This is a genomic window from Halalkalibacter kiskunsagensis (genome assembly GCF_037027555.1).
Classification (GTDB): domain Bacteria; phylum Bacillota; class Bacilli; order Bacillales; family Bacillaceae_D; genus Halalkalibacter; species Halalkalibacter kiskunsagensis.
On record NZ_JAXBLX010000009.1, the window covers coordinates 94,512 to 112,218 of the forward strand.

19 protein-coding genes and 2 pseudogenes are annotated in these 17,707 nt (G+C 36.6%); 2 read left to right on the forward strand and 19 right to left on the reverse strand.

Going from position 1 to position 17,707, the window contains the following annotated elements; translation table 11 throughout:
* Nucleotides 1-381: 381 nt before the first annotated feature.
* Nucleotides 382-1,203, forward strand: coding sequence for a formate/nitrite transporter family protein (locus SLH51_RS07230; protein WP_335960262.1), 822 nt, complete (start codon nt 382-384; stop codon nt 1,201-1,203).
* A gap of 45 nt (nt 1,204-1,248) precedes the next feature.
* On the opposite strand, the gene SLH51_RS07235 is transcribed toward SLH51_RS07230, so the two are convergent.
* The 12 genes and pseudogenes from SLH51_RS07235 to SLH51_RS07290 all read right to left on the reverse strand — a co-directional run bounded on the left by SLH51_RS07235 (nt 1,249) and on the right by SLH51_RS07290 (nt 11,171).
* Entirely contained in the window at nt 1,249-1,857 is a 609-nt protein-coding gene (locus SLH51_RS07235; RefSeq protein ID WP_335960264.1) for a methyltransferase, read from the reverse strand.
* A gap of 72 nt (nt 1,858-1,929) precedes the next feature.
* On the reverse strand, nt 1,930-2,589 hold the full coding sequence (locus tag SLH51_RS07240) for a TetR/AcrR family transcriptional regulator (protein WP_335960266.1): 660 nt from the start codon (nt 2,587-2,589) through the stop codon (nt 1,930-1,932).
* Nucleotides 2,590-2,666: 77 nt separating this feature from the next.
* Nucleotides 2,667-3,683, reverse strand: coding sequence for an ABC transporter permease (locus SLH51_RS07245; RefSeq protein ID WP_335960268.1), 1,017 nt, complete (start codon nt 3,681-3,683; stop codon nt 2,667-2,669).
* Nucleotides 3,680-4,408, reverse strand: a complete 729-nt coding sequence (locus SLH51_RS07250) for an ABC transporter ATP-binding protein (RefSeq protein WP_335960270.1) — start codon at nt 4,406-4,408, stop codon at nt 3,680-3,682. Before SLH51_RS07250 ends, SLH51_RS07245 begins: the two co-directional genes overlap by 4 nt.
* 199 nt (nt 4,409-4,607) lie before the next feature.
* Complete coding sequence (locus SLH51_RS07255) at nt 4,608-4,766, reverse strand: glycerate kinase (protein WP_335960271.1); 159 nt, start codon at nt 4,764-4,766, stop codon at nt 4,608-4,610.
* A 211-nt stretch (nt 4,767-4,977) separates the two neighbouring features.
* Nucleotides 4,978-6,035, reverse strand: a pseudogene (locus SLH51_RS07260) (tartrate dehydrogenase).
* 688 nt (nt 6,036-6,723) lie between these two features.
* Nucleotides 6,724-7,068 carry a DUF1904 family protein gene (locus tag SLH51_RS07265; RefSeq protein WP_335960272.1) on the reverse strand — a complete coding sequence of 115 codons (345 nt, stop codon included), beginning with the start codon at nt 7,066-7,068 and terminating at the stop codon, nt 6,724-6,726.
* A gap of 50 nt (nt 7,069-7,118) precedes the next feature.
* The gene (locus SLH51_RS07270) at nt 7,119-7,637 is read right to left on the reverse strand and encodes an MFS transporter (protein ID WP_335960273.1); all 519 of its coding nucleotides are present in this window, start codon (nt 7,635-7,637) and stop codon (nt 7,119-7,121) included.
* Between the two features lie 234 nt (nt 7,638-7,871).
* On the reverse strand, nt 7,872-8,288 hold the full coding sequence (locus SLH51_RS07275) for a MarR family winged helix-turn-helix transcriptional regulator (RefSeq protein WP_335960274.1): 417 nt from the start codon (nt 8,286-8,288) through the stop codon (nt 7,872-7,874).
* Nucleotides 8,289-8,482: 194 nt separating this feature from the next.
* Nucleotides 8,483-8,953, reverse strand: a complete 471-nt coding sequence (locus SLH51_RS07280; protein ID WP_418769531.1) for a LysM peptidoglycan-binding domain-containing protein — start codon at nt 8,951-8,953, stop codon at nt 8,483-8,485.
* 676 nt (nt 8,954-9,629) lie between these two features.
* Nucleotides 9,630-9,824: pseudogene (locus SLH51_RS07285) on the reverse strand (ectoine hydrolase DoeA); the annotation flags it as partial.
* A 48-nt stretch (nt 9,825-9,872) separates the two neighbouring features.
* Nucleotides 9,873-11,171: a lysine N(6)-hydroxylase/L-ornithine N(5)-oxygenase family protein gene (locus tag SLH51_RS07290; RefSeq protein ID WP_335960275.1), complete on the reverse strand. Its 1,299-nt coding sequence runs from the start codon at nt 11,169-11,171 to the stop codon at nt 9,873-9,875.
* Between the two features lie 200 nt (nt 11,172-11,371).
* Between SLH51_RS07290 and SLH51_RS07295 the strand changes: the two genes are divergently transcribed.
* Nucleotides 11,372-11,578 carry a heavy-metal-associated domain-containing protein gene (locus SLH51_RS07295; protein WP_335960276.1) on the forward strand — a complete coding sequence of 69 codons (207 nt, stop codon included), beginning with the start codon at nt 11,372-11,374 and terminating at the stop codon, nt 11,576-11,578.
* An 89-nt stretch (nt 11,579-11,667) separates the two neighbouring features.
* Here the strand turns inward: SLH51_RS07295 and SLH51_RS07300 are convergent, their stop codons facing one another.
* The 7 genes from SLH51_RS07300 to SLH51_RS07330 form a co-directional block, all read right to left on the reverse strand.
* Nucleotides 11,668-11,847 (reverse strand): hypothetical protein, encoded by a 180-nt coding sequence (locus SLH51_RS07300; RefSeq protein WP_335960277.1) that lies wholly within the window; start codon nt 11,845-11,847, stop codon nt 11,668-11,670.
* A 177-nt stretch (nt 11,848-12,024) separates the two neighbouring features.
* The gene (locus SLH51_RS07305; protein ID WP_335960279.1) at nt 12,025-12,327 is read right to left on the reverse strand and encodes a 4a-hydroxytetrahydrobiopterin dehydratase; all 303 of its coding nucleotides are present in this window, start codon (nt 12,325-12,327) and stop codon (nt 12,025-12,027) included.
* Nucleotides 12,328-12,391: 64 nt separating this feature from the next.
* Complete coding sequence (locus SLH51_RS07310; RefSeq protein ID WP_335960281.1) at nt 12,392-13,795, reverse strand: DHA2 family efflux MFS transporter permease subunit; 1,404 nt, start codon at nt 13,793-13,795, stop codon at nt 12,392-12,394.
* A gap of 238 nt (nt 13,796-14,033) precedes the next feature.
* Nucleotides 14,034-14,795: a siderophore-iron reductase FhuF gene (fhuF, locus tag SLH51_RS07315; RefSeq protein WP_335960283.1), complete on the reverse strand. Its 762-nt coding sequence runs from the start codon at nt 14,793-14,795 to the stop codon at nt 14,034-14,036.
* The gene (locus tag SLH51_RS07320; protein WP_335960285.1) at nt 14,767-15,603 is read right to left on the reverse strand and encodes an ABC transporter ATP-binding protein; all 837 of its coding nucleotides are present in this window, start codon (nt 15,601-15,603) and stop codon (nt 14,767-14,769) included. Before SLH51_RS07320 ends, fhuF begins: the two co-directional genes overlap by 29 nt.
* 20 nt (nt 15,604-15,623) lie before the next feature.
* Complete coding sequence (locus SLH51_RS07325; RefSeq protein WP_335960286.1) at nt 15,624-16,685, reverse strand: FecCD family ABC transporter permease; 1,062 nt, start codon at nt 16,683-16,685, stop codon at nt 15,624-15,626.
* On the reverse strand, nt 16,682-17,686 hold the full coding sequence (locus SLH51_RS07330) for a FecCD family ABC transporter permease (RefSeq protein ID WP_335960288.1): 1,005 nt from the start codon (nt 17,684-17,686) through the stop codon (nt 16,682-16,684). Before SLH51_RS07330 ends, SLH51_RS07325 begins: the two co-directional genes overlap by 4 nt.
* Nucleotides 17,687-17,707 lie beyond the last annotated feature (21 nt).

The following is a 17,707-nucleotide window of genomic DNA, read 5'->3' on the forward strand; positions in this document are numbered from 1 at the left end:
GGTTCGCAACAAATAGGCCACTATCCACTTGAATACGGACGATTTTTTGAATGGCTGAATAATTCAGTTCTTGTTCTAACACATCACAAAACTCTTTGAGAATGATATCTTCTTTTTCGAAGTGAGTAAATAATTTATTGCATACAAAAATCACTAAAAATAAAAAATAACCATCACTGAAAGAGCACACACATAACATTGTGAATTACTTCACAATATATTAACAATGAAAGCGCGACCGATATGACATGATTTTGACAGTTTCATATCTCTATTTAAATTACATTTTTTCATGATAAAGTAAGGATACTTTCAACCGAAACTATTACCTCGTTCCTCCCCTTAATGAGAAGAAGGAACTTACGAGAAAGGATCATTTACATGGAACATGCCGCACTCGCAAAAGTTGAACAAATGGCACTGAAAAAACAAAGGGTTTATCAGCAAAGTCGAATTCGTTATTTATTGCGTTCGATTTTAGCAAGTCTTTTTATTGGATTTGGCGTCATTGTCGCTTTTAAAACTGGGAATCTCTTTTATTTAGAAAATTCTCCATTAACCTACCCTATGGCAGCCATAACGTTTGGAGCAGCTATTATCTTGATTGCTTATGGTGGCGGCGATTTATTTACAGGAAATACATTTTATTTCACCTATACTTCACTTAAAAAGAAGATGCGTTGGATCGACGTTGGAAAATTGCTAAGTATGAGTTATCTTGGGAACTTCCTTGGCGCGGTCGCATTTGCTATATTGATTTATTTTACCGGTTTGTTTAATGATCACTCTGTAAATAGCTTTTTATTCAGTGTAACCGATCAAAAGATGAACACCCCTTGGCTTGAACTATTCTTTCGTGGAATTCTCTGTAACTGGCTAGTTTGCCTTGCTTTCTTTATTCCTATGACATTAAAAAGCGAAGGAGCTAAAATTTTCACGATGGTATTGTTTGTTTTTTGTTTCTTTATTTCCGGTTACGAACATAGCATCGCTAATATGTGCACGTTTGCTATTTCACTTGTGTTAAATCACCCAGATTCGATCTCATTTAGTGGCGTTATTCATAACCTTGTACCTGTGACTCTTGGAAACATTATTGGCGGTAGCATGCTTATGGGCATGTTCTACTATTACGTCAATCATCCAAAGCAAGCAGAAGAAACAGAAGAAAACGAACATGAGCCAATTAAAGCGATTAAATAAACGCAAAAAGCAGGAATTTAAAGTGTAAAGAATTCCTGCTTCTTGCTAGTACGATAATTGATAGATTAGAAATCTCTCAAAAGGGTCTTGATTGTAATCTGTAACAAGTGAAATCTCTTCTTTAAATTCAAAAAAGGTTTGTGTTTCCAAATAATGAACGTATTCATCTGGGGCATAATACAAAATCAACTCGACTTGCCTTTCTGAATTCTCATAGGAAAGCAAAATATTGTTGATTACTTTCATGAAAATTTGAACAGAGAATGGATTAAAAAAGTAAAATCGATTGTCTCTGTGGTCAATCTCATACTCTTCAGCTAAGCCACAATAAAAATGAATATGGTGACTTTCATTTTTCACTTTCCTTGCATAACGATCTTGATTTTCTATAGCCTCTTGGTAAAAAGCTCCATTCATTTCTACACCTACAGCTGATGCTTTATAAAAATAATGAATATAAAAAGAAAATCTTCCTTTCCCGCACCCAAAGTCTACTAGTCGATCACTGCTCTTTAGCTGATAACTTTCAAATAATTTCTCTATGGCACTATATGGGGTTGGTTCGTAACGATTATAGTGCACCACCTTATTTCGTTCTTTTTGCACGCCTTTTGTGTTAATATTTAACAGTTTATCATAATAGTGTTCTTTCATTTGTTCTCCTCTACTACATTTTATTACAAAAAGAACCTGCTCCCCGTTATCTTGATGGGGGACAGGTCTGACTTATTTCACTGATAATCCATTAATTAGAAATTGAATTGTTGACTCAAGCTCACTCTCAGTATCCCATTCATTATCAGGTAATACTAAAAATAACGATACTAACGTCCCCATTATTGTTGTAATAATTAAACGCATAATTGTATCAGGAGATTCATCAACAATCTCCCCTTTTTTCTGGAAGTGCAGGATGATATTTTTGAATTTCTCATACACATGCTCTTTAAATAATCTAACATACGGCTCTTTCAACTCTTTATGATAGGAAATTTCCTGAATCAGTATTTTCACAACTGCTATATGTTTCTTGATAAATTCATAGCGGTTTGACGCAAGGTTTCGAATAAACTCTTCAAACGTCTCGTATTTTAACTCAAATACTTCATTTGCAAAATCCTTTGCAAAATGAGGACCGAGAAGCTTTGCCATAAGTGGGGAAACAATGGAAACCAACAGCTCTTTTTTCGTTTTATAATGGCGAAAAATCGTTCCTTCAGCTACTCCCGCTTTTTTGGCGATTTCATTTGTCGATGTTGCTGCAAAGCCTTTTTCTGAAAAAATCTCAATTGCTGCTTCAATGATTTTTAATTGCTTTTCACTAAACTTAGCTTCTTCATTCGCATCTAGCATTATTAATTCTTTTAGTGATTCATACTGTGTCATGACTCGTGCTCCTTTAACAGCCAAGGATATATCTATTATATACCTTGGTTACATGAAAGGACAATGTACGGCGAACCTTATAGATTCCGATGCTTTTTCAGTGCAAAATTATTTAAAAACATAAACAACATTGAAAATGCAAGTAATATCAAGAGGTTCATTGCGATCTCATCTATTCCTTTTCCTCGAATCATAATATCTCTCATCGCTTCTCCTCCGTAAGTTAACGGCATAACCATTCCAATTGAACGAAGCCAAGGGGACATTACATCCATGTTAAAAAGGCCGGAAAAGAACACCTGAGGGACGATGACAATCGGGATAAATTGAATCATTTGAAATTCATTTCGTGCAAAAGTAGATAGCAATGTCCCTAGTGTGAGTGCGGTAATTGATAACACAAGTGTCACAAGCATAACCAATCCAATCGATCCAAACATCATCATATCAAGCACATGAATCGAAAACCAAACAATAATAGCTGACTGCACCGTTGTAAAAAGTCCAAACCCTATTACGTAACCGACAACAATTTCCCACCTTCTAAGAGGCGTTGATAGTAACTTCTCAAGTGTCCCACTCGTTCTCTCCCTTAAAAAGGAAACACCTGCGATTAAAAACACAAAGAAAAAGACAAAGAATCCAATTAAGAAAGGTCCGGTGTTATCAAATATACCCATTTCTTCTGCCCCATAATAATAAGTAACCACTGGCTTAGCCCCTCCCACTTGTCCACCTAACACCATTTGAACGGTTTTAAGAACAGCTTGATTTACTGTTGGATCGCTGCCTTCAAGCGTAATTTGTGGACTAATGCCTAGTTGCATATAACCATCAATTTCTTTATTTCGTAAAGCTTCTATTAGTTCCTCTTCTTTTTTATATTGCATGATCACGGCGTTTTGTTCTTCAAAATTCATCACTACTTCATCATTTACATCGATGACACCAATCACTGGCTCGTATTGATCACTAGAAAAGACGAGTGAAATAAGCGTAAGAATAAAAATAGGTGCGATGACCATCATTCCTAGTGTCCGCTTATCCCGTAAAAACTGACGAATAATTCTTATGACAAGTGCTTTTATTCTCATTGTCTAGCACCTCCATACTGCAAAAATGCTCCTTCAATTGTTTGCATTCCTGTTTGTTTTTTTAATTCTTCAGGAGTCCCTTTTGCTAGTAAATTTCCATCTCGAAGCATTCCTAATCGATCACATTTTTCTGCTTCATCCATTACATGAGTCGTCACCACAATCGTCGTCCCATTTTGACTGAGCCTCCGCAATTCATTCCAAATCGATTGTCTTAGGACAGGATCAATTCCTACTGTTGGTTCATCAAGAATGAGAACATCGGGTTCATGCAATAACGAGATGGCTAATGACAACCTTCTTTTCATTCCCCCTGAAAACTGATTAATTGGTTTCTTGATATCATCATTCAAATTGACTAAATCAACGACATCTCGTATTCTATTTTTTCTTTGAGCCTTTTTCAGACCGTAAATAGATGCGAAAAACTCCAAATTTTCAAATGCATTTAACTCTCCATATAATGCATCTGATTGTGACATGAAGCCGATTTTGTTTATCACTTTAAATGTAGGCATTGTCATATCCAAAACGGTAATCTCTCCACAATCTGCTATATCGATTCCAGCCATCATTTTAACGAGTGTTGTTTTTCCAGCTCCTGATGGACCTAACAGACCAAAGATCTCTCCTTGAAAAACACTCATTGAAATGTTGTTTACTACTGTTTTATCCCCAAAGCGTTTGCTGATTTCAGTAGCATGAATGATGCGTGATGTATTCATCTAATCCCTCCTATCACAAAATAAGTGATTACTCACTTTATTTTACTTTAGGTGCATCCGATTGTAAAGTGAGTAATCACTTATTTATTCGTTTTATAAATATGAAAACAGAGCAACATTCACTTCTTGAAGTTTGCTCTGTTTTCATATTTACATTATTATTTACTAGCTTGAATAAGCCTAAATAACTGCTTATCCGTTATTCCAAATACTGAAGATGTCCCTGTAAAAAGCCTAAAAATGCTGCACTTAAACCTCCCGCTGCACCAGCTCCAGCAATCTTATCAATCTCTCTATCCAAATGATGATTAGCAACTTGTGCAAAATGTTTCAGTACTATGTCAAGCTCTTTCATCATTTCTTCTGTCGTGCTATGGCGTTACTCCCAGCTGAGGAAGATATACACCCTTTAAACAAATCAATCGCAATTAGGACTTTCATTTTTTAAGCCTCTCGCTCAAATTCGATTTCACTATGTACTTTGCAGGATACCAAAAGAATTACCAACTTTTTCAAGCACTGAATAGTGCCTGTACCCTTCTATAATAATTGTGATCAGTTCACTAGTATTACAGAGCCTTCACGCGTTTTATCATTTCATCAGTTACTTCTTTAGTAGAAAAATCACCTCCAATATCAGGAGTTAAAAACCCATCACTTGTGACACTCTCAATCACATCTAATAATTTAGACCCTAATTCTTCCTCTCCAAAATGATCCAACATCATTTTTGCCGTCCAAATTTGACCAATTGGATTAGCTATCCCTTTTCCAATAATGTCTGGAGCAGAGCCATGTACCGGTTCAAACATCGAGGGATACTTGCCATTCACATTAATATTAGCTGCCGGAGCAATTCCAACACTTCCCATAATTGCAGCACCAATATCTGTTAATATATCTCCAAATAAATTACTTGCAACAATACATCAAATCGTTTGGGCTGTGTCACAAAAAAGGCTGCTAGCGCATCTATATGCTGAGAATCTGTACGAATTTCTGGATAGTCTTTTGATACTTCTTTAAAAACCTCGTCCCAAAAAGGCATAGAATAAATGATCCCATTCGATTTTGTTGCACTCGTTACATGCTTTTTCCGTTTTGCTGCTAAGTCAAACGCAAAACGCATTGCCCGTTCTGTCCCTTTTCTAGAAAAAACAGCATTTTGAATCGCAATTTGCTCTTCACCTTGATAAATCGTTCCTCCGACTAAACTATATTCCCCTTCACTATTTTCCCGAACAACCAACAAATCAAAGTCTTTCGGATTAAGTAATGGAGATCTAACTCCTTTTAACGTTTTGGCAGGTCGAATGTTAATCACTTGCTCAAACTCACGGCGAATTTTAATTAACAATCCCCATAATGAAATATGATCTGTCACGAGCTCCAAATTCCCGACGGCCCCTAAGAAAATAGTATCGAACTCTTTTAATCTATCTAACCCGTCCTCTGGCATCATCTGCCCATGCTCTAGGTAATACTCACAACTCCAAGGAAATTCTTCAAAGGTAAAGGTTAGTCCTCCATGAACATCTGCAATCGCTTTCAAAACTTCTGTTGCTGCAGGCACGACTTCTCGTCCAATTCCATCACCAGGTATATTTGCTATTTTTAATGATCTCACAATAAATCTCCTCACTATTTAGAAAATTCAACCTTTTACTAACATAGTACTATCAAGTTATGATTACCGCAATTCGGGAGGTGTCAGGAAACGCCCGAATTAGAAAGAAGATTTCATCTCTAAAACAATAAGATCTTCCTTCTATAAACTTATAACAACAAGAAAACTATTATATAAATTAAAAGCGACCTTATTATCAATTTATGATAATAAAGTCGCTCAAATTATGTCATTTTTCATTACTGCAGAACCTTTCTACTCGGTAAGAGATGTTATAGTTTCTTTTTAGCTCCCCATGTACTGTTCAATCCAAGTACACTTCGCTTACTCAAATCATTGGATCCACACCCCTTCTGTTAGCCAATTATGTAGGCATAAAATTAAAAGGTTGTTGTACTGTGCTATCTCCTTTCTTAAATATTAAGTAGTGTTGCTTGTTACAATCTTAGAATAAATGATTGTCATTATTTTGTAAACATTCTAAATATTCCGTTATATATATTTTTTCCATTATTCTCTTCACTTATCTTATTTTTTCTACGACATTCTAAGTTTTTCAGTTTTATGGCGCCTGGCACCGCCCGAATGTTGTCGAACTACAATAAAGAAGTTCTCATCGATAAGACCTTCTACTCTCTAATAAACTATCAACTATTTCACAATTTTTCTTTTAGTAACCTAACCAACCCTAATACGTTGATATTCGATTTTTAGGGATCTCCTGCAATGGTTTGCCTTCTTTATAATATAGTTCATGTGTAAGAATAACATAAAAAATATGTGCATGATCATAACCATATTTACTGATTTTTTTATAAATCATCGACGCAATCGCATCATGTGTCTCTTGTTTTCGTTGAAACATAAAGATTTCTACAGAAGAGGGCGAGTTGGTAATTTGCTCAATCTCCAGAAGTTCTACTTTTACAATTTCTTTTGGCACATCTGCAATCACAGAAAATTCGTTTATAAGCATTGGTGTGATTGCTTCAATATGTTTTTTTTCAAACCCTTTAAATCGTAGAAATGGCATTCTAAATAACTCCTTCTTATAAGACTATCTAGATGAATTCGTGTTTGTCCTCATCCAATGTGATTATTCTTCTGATAATTCGGTTCTTTTAAAAGATAGCGTCCGTGCATCAAATGGTATACAACAATGCCTAAAAGTAAGATAAAAGATCCAGAATAGTAAAACGTATGTAAACTCGTTTCCGCCACTACCATTCCGACAATGAACGAACCTACTCCGATCCCTAGGTCAAAAATTGATAAAAATGTCGCCATTGCCAAACCTCTTCGTTCTGCAGCCGCCTTCTGAACAGAAATCGTTTGAAATGTCGGGAACAGCGTCCCCCACCCTAAACCGATGAACGCTCCAGCTAACAAGAACATAACGGTTGTCTCGGACATCGCTAATAGAAACATACCAAATGAAAAGATCAGAATCGATGGATACACAATGACATTCGCTCCATAAACGTCCAACCACTTTCCCGTAAATGGTCTAGACAGCAGCATAACTAAAGCATAAACAACAAAGAAATAACTAGACGCTTGTAAAAAACCAAGTTCCTCTGCGTAGACAGGAACAAAGGACAAAATCGATAAGCCCCATTATGATAGATAACAGGCTACATAAAACAACAATTCCAAATAACATACTTGTACTCCACTGATAAATAGCCGTTAAGCCAATGAACGGTCCTAATACAACTGCAAAATTAAAGGACAAAGCATAATAAAGTTCCTCATTATGTTCCCTTCCTCCGTCCGATTGTATTGGCTATATAATTACCTAAGTAATTATCAGCTTTAAATTATTTTTTCTCTTCATTAAAGACGATCCAAGTTTTCATTCATCTGTTCAATAACACGTCTAAAAATAAATAATTCATTCTCACTAATCCCAGCACTAGCTTCTGTTTCCATGACTTGCGAAGTTTTAAACAATTCATCATATTTTTCTCGTGCTTTTTGTGTGAGCATAACAAATCTCTCACGTCGATCTTGCCCAGACTCTCTTTTTATCCAGCCTTCTTCTTCAAGACGAGTTAACGTACGGGTAATCGTTGGGGCTTCTACATTTAAATAATGACTAATTTCAATTTGATTGACCTTTTCCTTGTCAGCTAAATAATAAATAATCGCCCATTGCGAGCTATAAAGTCCAAGAGGAGAAATTTGTTCATCTAATTTTTTCTTGAACTTACGTGCGAGCTGATTTACCACATGTCCATATAGCAAAGTCATATCTATCCCTACTTTCATCAAGACTATATAATTACCTAAGTAAGTATATAGTCTATGGACAGATCATTCAACCTTTTTGTTTTGAGTGTCTAAAGAAAACCATCAAGGGACCTATGGCAGAAAATACAGCAGAAGAAGAAAAAACGCTAGGTAATCCTAGCGTTGAAAGAAACACTTTCTTTAAATCTAATTCGTCACTTTTCAAACTCCTTCCGAGCTATTGTTTCCATGGAACTAGGTACACATAACTTTGTTCCAACTGGTACCCGATTTGGACTTTCAATATGATTATTAGCAAAAAGCAATGATTGCAATGAAATATGGAAACGGTTTGCTAACTCATGTAATGTTTCTCCCGGTCTAACAATATGAAAACGCTCCATTGGACAGTCGACATCAATGCTTGGAGGAATGCAAATTGCTTGCCCTATATGCAGATTGTATGGATTCAATTCACGGTTACGGTTTAAAATCGATTCGACAGTAACATTATACATTTGCGAAATATGATGCAATGTATCATTTGGTTTGATTATATATTGAAAACCATTTTGACACGGTGGCAAAGGCAAACAAATGGTTTGGCCAACGAGTAGATGGTTGTCATCGACACCTGGATTTGCCTGTTCGATTCCAATAATTGATATGCCATAGCGCTCGGCCAATTGATAAAAAGTATCTCCAGGTTGGACATAATATTGCTGGTCATACTGACACGTGGAATGCTGTCTTACATACGACCGTGAATAATTGTAATTATTTAAGATACAAATCCCTCCTCATTGGCGCGTGCCTTGTACTTGTCGAAATTTCGATTAACTGTGTCCTCATAATAGAAAATCTAGCAAATAAACAGCAAAAATAAATAGTATAATTATAACTATTATTACTGATTCATATGTCATTGAATAACAATCCATGCATGAGAATCAACAAAACAGGAGAATTTTTAAAGAAAGGAAATTGATGTGAATGGGATATTACGACCATGCAAAAGCACAGCGAACTACGCTTTATTCTATAATGGAAGAAAACATTTTACAGGATTTAAATCAAAATAAAAAGGATCATATATTTCAATATGCTAGTGATGAGGACACGTACATTCGAAAAAATACATACCTAATTTTAGGAAGGCTGTAGTAGAACATGCTGTCAGTATAATTCAAGACGTCCATGTACAGTATCAGGAGTTTAGTAGTAATAACGTTGAACAGGCAAAAAATTATTGAGGAACATATATAATTCACATTCTTTTACAAATAGCCTAGGGATAACCCCAGGCTATTAGTTAATAGTAATACGTACTTGTAACAACAAACAACTTTCTCGAAAAGTCGCTTAGGGTTTTCTACATCCCGCTTTCGTAACTTCGAACGTTTCACTAATTTCCACTCCATAATCGTCATACCAGAATCAAATGAATGGTCATATTCGGTTTGATAATTGTTTTGTCCCCTTTTCGAAGGCTTGCGGTATGCTCCCCCAGTCTGGTGGATTACTTAACCCAACTGAATATCCGACCCGTGAATCTTTTTAGAAATCCATGTTTGTTCGCTCCCTTCTTACTTTCTATAGACATGGTTAGAACGTTTCTGCATCAAAGTTTTGGAAGACATTTTTATCATAAATTGGAAATACCTCTCTTCCAGTTAAATGATTAATGATCACCTTATTTCGATGAACGGCTAGCCCTAAATTGGTTGATCCCACTCCATGAGAATGTGATATCCCACTATGTACATAAATCTGATTAGGAATGTCTAGACGTAAGCGATAATCAGCCTCAACCCTATATCTCCCCTGGTCATCCCAATGAATATAAGTCTTTATATTTTCAATAAATTCAGGTATATAAGGACGGTAGCCTGTCCCTACAATTACAACTTCACTTTCATGGATAAACTCTTTATTTTGTTGCCACTGATTACATAGAATTTCATATTCATTTCCTTTTGCTTGAATCCCTTTAACTTCTGTTAAAACTTGTAACCTTACATCCACCTCTTCACCGGAGACAGAATGCTCATAAAGCAAATTGTAAATATCAGTAATTGTATGCGAACTGATCCCTTTATAGAGTAAATCTTGAGATGCAAAGATTTTGTCTTTTTGTTCCTGTGAGAATTGGTAAAAATAATTCACATAATCTGGAGAGAATTGCTCTACACTCAATTTAGATTCTTCCATCGACAAAAAGCTTCGCGACCTTGTTATCCAGTTTAACCGATAATGATGATCCATCTGTTCTTTTAACAACTCTCGAAACACCTCAGCAGCACTTTGGCCTGAACCGATGACAGTAATTGATTTCGCTTCTCTGCAGCGTTTTTGACGATCAAGAAATTCAGAAGTATGAAAAACGTCTTCTGCAGGCAGACCTTTCATAGATTCAGGTATGACTGGAACACTTCCAGTCCCTAAAACAAGGTTCCTGCCTTTATAATTCATTGTTTCTTTTGTATGAATGTCTTGAACTTTCACTAAAAATATTTCCTCTTGTTGAATGTATTCCAACCCTACGACCTTTTTTCCAAAAAGGCAATTCTCCAATTCATTTGCAACCCACTGACAATAATCGTTATATTCTCTTCTTGGAATATCCAAGCGTTGTAAAAAATAAAAAGGATACAAGCGGTTTTCCTTAGCCAAATAGTTCAAAAAACTATATTGATTTGTTGGATCAGCTAATGTTACTAAGTCCGCCATAAAAGGAACTTGAAGCCTTGTTCCTACTATTAACATTCCTGGATGCCACTCAAAATGTGACTTTTTATCGAAAAAGATTGATTTCACTTCATAAAGATCCTCCAGTAAAGCTGCAAGGCTTAAATTAAAAGGTCCAATCCCCACTCCAATTAAATCATGTACTTCATTATCCATACTGCCTTTCCTCCTCTAAGTCTTCTTTTTACTATTATTAGGAAAAACATAAAAAGAATTCTTAGTGCCGGGCTTTTACTGGACTTTTCAGCTGCCAATCCTGTCATTACGTTACTAATTCCAGGTATTCACTCTCTTGCAAGTTGAATAGAAACAACCTTACATTCAAAACCTATAAAAAAAGAAGAAGGTGACACATTATGAAAAATATCTCTCTTCAAGTAGAAAAAATGAGTTGCGGGAATTGTCTTTCAACTGTTGAAAATGCATTGAAAGGGATTAATGGGGTTAGTGAAGCAAAAGGATCATTAAAAAATAAAACTGTAACCGTTTTGTATGATGAAACGATAACAGATGTAGTACATATGGCAAAAGCTGTTAGGCACGCGGGCTACTTAATCATTTAAGCATACCTCCCACTAACTTTGATTGATAAAGTTTAGTGGGAGTCAAAGTTACGCCATCAATTTTTTTGATCAATAATACATAATACTTCTTAACATTCATAAGTGCAACAAGGTCTCTTTCTCGTAAAGAGCGCTTTAAATGATTGCAACCATCCATTTGCCACTGCCATTCTTCTGTCATTTTTGAAATTGACCTCTTGGTAAGAACGACTCGCTTCGCTTTGCCGATACTCAACTTCAGCCTTTGTAAAAGGATCATAATTCATCATTATTGTTTTCCTCCTTTTGACTACTAACTAATCAATTTTTTTTGATATACCTTATTATATTCAGAAAGGTATGTTTTGGCAATTAAAACATCAAAAAAAATTGATTTATCTTCAATACATTTAACCACCAAAAATTCCTGCCCATTTAAGTAAGAAAGGACAGGAATGATAATTATTTTAAAGGGTAGGATTCTCTAATCGGTAGAACTGATCATACTCATCAATCAGCTTTAAATCAAGATCAGTAATTCCATTTGCTCGCCATGAAGAGAGCTTAATCGTAATAACTACATAATCAATTGATATAAATGGATGGTGATTTTCTTGTTCTGAAAGCTCAGCCACCTTGTTCACAAATGAAATACCATTCAGATATGATCGGAAGCGATATTTTTTAATTAACCATTTTTCATCCGACACCCTCCAGCCTTCTACGTTTTTGATCTTCTCATTTACTACACCAAGAGCTATCTTTTCCATTTTAACCCTCCTTTCTTTCATTCAATAGAAAACTACTCATTTACCGGGGCTTTCTTGCTTCTGTTCACCCATTTTTAGTCTCTGCCGACTTTCCATATTTGATAAAAAAGGAAAGAATTAAAGCAAACAACGAAAGAACTGATACGACTAGAAACGCTATATTTACACCATGAATGTCAGGGTATGAGATGTCTGGGCGATGCTCGGCAGACATCGCAGTCGTTGTCATTACAGTGACAAGAATTGCCGTCCCTACAGATGCGGCCATCATTCTCATCGTATTGTCCATAGCAGCACCGTGTGGAATTAATCGTTTTGGTAGCTGGTTTAATGCTGCGGTTTGAATCGGCATCATAACCATAGATAAACCAAACATACGCACCCCGTACATTACCGTAATATATGTAAAGGATGTTTCATGACTTAAATTAATAAAAGCGAACGAAGAGGCTGTCATAATAATTAACCCAATTAACACAAGCCAACGTGCTCCTATTTTATCAAAGATACGTCCATTGATTGGTGACATAACCCCTGTAATTACCGCTCCTGGTAAAAGGGCGAGACCTGCTTCAAATGCCGTAAATTCCCGCATGTTTTGCATGAATAAAGGCACTAACGTTTCTACTCCGATTAATCCCATGAAGGCGATCATTCCAATCACAACAGCAAATGGAAAAATCGAATACTTAAACACTCGAAACTCAAGCATCGGGTGCTCCAATCTCAGTTGACGAATGATAAACCAAATAAGTGCTAGAACTCCAATCGCTAGCGAAGCCAAGGTAATGATATGGGTCCATCCATTATTCCCTGCAGAAGTAAATCCGTAAAGTAACCCTCCAAAACCAAAGGAAGACAACATAATTGACAGTACATCCACTTTTGGTCTGGTTACTTCCGTTACATTCTTCAAAACAAAAAACGCAATAATAATATCAATTATAGCAATCGGCAAGATAATAAAGAACAAGAGGCGCCATGAATAATTAGACGTTATCCATCCCGACAAGGCTGGACCAATCGCAGGAGCAAAAGAAATAACAAGGCCAATTAACCCCATCGCTGCCCCTCGTTTATTCACAGGGAAAATCATTAAAAATACGGTTGTCATTAGTGGAAGCATGACACCTGCTCCAGCTGATTGAATGACCCGTCCAAGTAGTAACACTTCAAAATTAGGTGCGAGCCCAGCAACCAACGTTCCAAAAGCAAAAATGCTCATAGCGGTAATAAAAAGCTGCCTTGTTGTAAATCGTTCCAACAAAAAGGCACTAACAGGGATCATCACCCCATTCACTAACATAAAAACGGTTGTAAGCCACTGTGCACTATTCGCCGTAATATTCATTTCTTGCATAATTGGCGGTATCGCTGTAATCATTAATGTTTGATTTAATATGGCGATGAATGATCCAGCAAGCAAAAGCGCCACAATTGTCGATTTTTTATACTCAGTTGTTTCCATTTCTTTCCCTCATTCTTTTTATTTTCACGATAATGGCAGGCTCAGTTCATACTTTATAGAGTACACGAATCGTTACTAATAATCTATTATTTCGAACTTCTAAATTTTTTCTATGCACAACTTTAAGGGGGTGTTCAAAAAGGTCTCGTTTTGACCTTTTTGGACACCCCCGAAGCAATGAGCGAAGCCGCTGCCTTTTTTTCACTTTTAAGATATCACTTAGTTAACTTCTATTATATCAGCAGGAATTCTTAGGACAAGTTTTGCACATCTTCCGCGTTTCAGATTCATAAGAAAAGCAACAAGTCCTTCTTTTTCGAACCATACTACCATCCATCATTTGTTTATCATGAAAAAATTTAGTTATAGGATTTCTATTATAGTTTCCGAACAGAGAACTATCAGCGTTGTACAATAGATAATGAAAATCATCTTTAATCCTTTTTCTTGTTAACTCGGGAAAATCTTTGTCTAACAACGTTTCATACAACCAAAAAAGATAAATAGCAGTATTTTCCCAAAGGGTTTGTTTAGGGATTTTGCCGATTTTTGAAAGTTCCTCCCAAATGACATTCAAGTGATCAGCAAACAACTCTGTTATAACCTGCTCTCGTAACTCTTCTCTTTCCTTTATCGTACTTGGAGAAACAACCGTTTGATCCATAAGATAAAGCTCTGGCAGCCAATACTCTTTGGACCCAGACGGCTCAAGACTGACATGATCGATTGATACATTCACCCTTTTATTCAAAGCTGAAAAGGAATATAGTGCCGGAACAACAATTAAATAACTATAGCGCTTAGCAAACATGGAAGCTGCAACCATTAAATTAGGTGCGTTCAACTTTTGTTGGACTCTATCCATATAATTTTTCAAGAGAACGTTATTTGTTAATTCTCTGATTGGAATCGTTAACGAATCTCCTTCACCTTTTTGAAAGCAAACACGAAATTCACGAAGGCTTTGCTGTTCATCCAATTTTAGCGGAAGGCATTCCATCGTTTTCACCCACTTTATTAACTAAACACCGCCCTTTTCCATAAGGAATACATAATGGTGTACCGAAAATAGGATCATTCGTAACTTGGCATTCCATTCGAAACACATCTCTTACTAGGTTACAAGTAATGACATTTTCAGGCTTTCCTTGAGCATAAATCGTTTTATTTTGAACAGCTACAATATTATGAGCATAACGACAGGCTAAATTTAAGTCATGGAGAACCATTACAATCGTTCGATTCTCTCTTTCATTTAAGTCAAATAACAAATCAAGAATTTCAATTTGATGCGTCATATCTAAATACGTTGTTGGCTCATCTAATAAAATTGTATCTGTATCTTGAGCAAGCGTCATTGCAATCCAAGCTCTTTGACGTTGACCTCCTGATAGAGAGTCAACTTGTCTTTCTGCTAGTTCCGTCATTTGTGTCGCTTCTAAAGCTTCGTTAACTTTCCTCTCATCTTCTTCAGACCATTGTTTTAGCCAGTTTTGATAAGGATACCGTCCTTGTTTCACTAATTGTAAAACAGTTAGACCTTCAGGCGCCTCTGGACCTTGCGGAAGAATAGCCAATTGTTTGGCAATCTCTTTCGTTTGCATTTTCTGAATCGTCGTTCCATCGAGAATAATTGAACCTGTTTTTGGCTTCAATAATCTTGCAAGTGATCGTAGTAACGTAGATTTCCCGCAACCATTTCCACCAATAAAAACGGTAATTTCACCTTTAGGAATTTGCAAATTAAGATCCTCTATAATAATTGACTCACCATAACCAAGTGTTAATGCCGATGCTTCTAGACTCATAACATGTAACTCCTTTCTATTTAAAGGTTTCTATGTTTATACAATAAGTAAATAAAATATGGAGCTCCTATTACTGCCGTAAAGACACCAGCAGGGATCTCACTTGGACCAAAGAACACTCTTCCGATTAAGTCTGCAACCATCACTAATATTGCACCGATTAATGCAGAAACTGGGAGTAATGCTCCAAAGGAGGAACCGACAAGTTTTCTAGAAATATGAGGTGCTATTAATCCTACAAACCCAATTCCACCTGCAAATGCAACTCCTCCAGCTGCAAAACCAGTACTTATAAGGAGGAGGACCATGCGCTGACGCCCGACTGCACTCCCAACACCCATTGCAACGGAATCACCTAACTCTTGTACATTTAGATGTCTCGTAACCATAACTAGGATGATAAGTAAACAAATTGTCCATGGTAATAAAGTCGAGACATTTTCCCAGCTTGCCCCGTAGATTGATCCCGTTAGCCAAATGTTGGCTTGGCTTGCCCGGTAAATCGGACCTAATATCATAAATAATGTAGTTAATGCTTGAGTTAAGGCAGATAAACCAATTCCAATTAACACTAATCGAATCGGTGATACCCCATTTTTCCACGCTAATATATATATAAGAAAGGCAATTGCCGTAGCACCGATAAAGGCAGCTAATGGCATCCATTTAATGCTTACGGTTAATGCATTATTCTCATCACTAAAAATGGCTAAAAAGGATACAACAGCTACTGCTGCTCCTCCCGTAATCCCAATAATATCGGGAGAAGCCAAAGGATTCCGAACAATTCCTTGTAACATCGCTCCTGAAATAGCGAAGGAAATTCCAACTAGAATCGCTATGATAATTCTAGGCAATCGAAACGAATTCACAACGAGACGCTCCGTGTCTGGTCCATAACCAAACCACGCCTTTACTACATTGATTGGGCTAATCTTCATATCACCTAACCCAGCGCTAACTAATGCTATAAGAATGGTCAAAATTAGGAGTACAAGGATGACAATTAAACTTTTGCGGTCAACTAAAAAGGATATGTTTTCTTTTCCAAAACGAAATGCACGATACTTAGTAAACTTCACGATTTAGTCAACCCCTTACGTGCAATATAAATGAAGAATGGAGTTCCAATAATCGCCGTCATGACCCCAACCGGAATTTCTTGCGGCATGATAATATAACGAGCACTAATATCGGCTACAAGCAACAGACACCCTCCGATAATGGCACAGTAAGGAATCAGCCAGCGATGGTCAATGCCTACAAAAAAACGAGCAAGATGAGGAACCATAATCCCAACAAAACCAATTGGTCCTGCTATTGCGACAGACCCTCCTGCAAGAAGAATAACGATGACAGCAGTAACTAATTTAATGAGTACGGTCTTTTGACCTAATCCTTTTGCAACATCTTCCCCCATCGATAAAAGATTAATATGGCGTGCGAGTATCAATGAGCCAACCCAAGCAATCGTCAGATATGGCAATACACTTTGTAAGTATTCAAGCTTTCGTCCTTGTACAGAGCCAGCCAACCAGAATAAGACTTCCTCTAATGCTTTTTCATTTAATACAAGCATTCCTTGCGTTAAGGAGGAAAACAAAGCCCAAATTGCAGCGCCTGCTAATGTGAATTTCATCGGCGTTAATCCATCTCGCCCTAATGAACCGATAAAGTAGACGATGATAGCTGCCACAGCAGCTCCTAAAAAAGCAATCCAAATAAAGGCTCCTAATGAAGTAATCGAAAAAAAGGAGACAGCAAAAACAATAAAAAAGCTAGCTCCAGCATTAATTCCAAAGATTTTTGGATCGGCTAAAGGATTTTGCGTCAATGCCTGCATTAACGCACCTGCAATTCCAAGACTAGCTCCAACCGCAGCGGCAATTAAAGCCCTTGGCATCCGCACTGTTTGAATAATAAGGTGTTCATTCGACCCGTCATACTTTGTATAGGCTTCAATTGCTGTAGTCCACGTTGTATTTGTGTATCCATAAACAATACTAAAGCAAATAAATAAGAGAAATAATAAGAATCCAAGTAAAAGTCCAAGAACTTTTGCTCGTTTTGTTTGTAATAACATGATGGTGACTCCTTCTTTAGT

Bases quoted from the DNA above. Each gene is read 5' to 3' on its own strand.
- SLH51_RS07230 (WP_335960262.1), top strand. From the start codon at position 382: ATGGAACATGCCGCACTCGCAAAAGTTGAACAAATGGCACTGAAAAAA.
- SLH51_RS07235 (WP_335960264.1), bottom strand. From the start codon at position 1,857: ATGAAAGAACACTATTATGATAAACTGTTAAATATTAACACAAAAGGC.
- SLH51_RS07240 (WP_335960266.1), bottom strand. From the start codon at position 2,589: ATGACACAGTATGAATCACTAAAAGAATTAATAATGCTAGATGCGAAT.
- SLH51_RS07245 (WP_335960268.1), bottom strand. From the start codon at position 3,683: ATGAGAATAAAAGCACTTGTCATAAGAATTATTCGTCAGTTTTTACGG.
- SLH51_RS07250 (WP_335960270.1), bottom strand. From the start codon at position 4,408: ATGAATACATCACGCATCATTCATGCTACTGAAATCAGCAAACGCTTT.
- SLH51_RS07255 (WP_335960271.1), bottom strand. From the start codon at position 4,766: ATGATGAAAGAGCTTGACATAGTACTGAAACATTTTGCACAAGTTGCT.
- SLH51_RS07265 (WP_335960272.1), bottom strand. From the start codon at position 7,068: ATGCCATTTCTACGATTTAAAGGGTTTGAAAAAAAACATATTGAAGCA.
- SLH51_RS07275 (WP_335960274.1), bottom strand. From the start codon at position 8,288: ATGACTTTGCTATATGGACATGTGGTAAATCAGCTCGCACGTAAGTTC.
- SLH51_RS07290 (WP_335960275.1), bottom strand. From the start codon at position 11,171: ATGGATAATGAAGTACATGATTTAATTGGAGTGGGGATTGGACCTTTT.
- SLH51_RS07295 (WP_335960276.1), top strand. From the start codon at position 11,372: ATGAAAAATATCTCTCTTCAAGTAGAAAAAATGAGTTGCGGGAATTGT.
- SLH51_RS07300 (WP_335960277.1), bottom strand. From the start codon at position 11,847: ATGATGAATTATGATCCTTTTACAAAGGCTGAAGTTGAGTATCGGCAA.
- SLH51_RS07305 (WP_335960279.1), bottom strand. From the start codon at position 12,327: ATGGAAAAGATAGCTCTTGGTGTAGTAAATGAGAAGATCAAAAACGTA.
- SLH51_RS07310 (WP_335960281.1), bottom strand. From the start codon at position 13,795: ATGGAAACAACTGAGTATAAAAAATCGACAATTGTGGCGCTTTTGCTT.
- fhuF (WP_335960283.1), bottom strand. From the start codon at position 14,795: ATGGAATGCCTTCCGCTAAAATTGGATGAACAGCAAAGCCTTCGTGAA.
- SLH51_RS07320 (WP_335960285.1), bottom strand. From the start codon at position 15,603: ATGAGTCTAGAAGCATCGGCATTAACACTTGGTTATGGTGAGTCAATT.
- SLH51_RS07330 (WP_335960288.1), bottom strand. From the start codon at position 17,686: ATGTTATTACAAACAAAACGAGCAAAAGTTCTTGGACTTTTACTTGGA.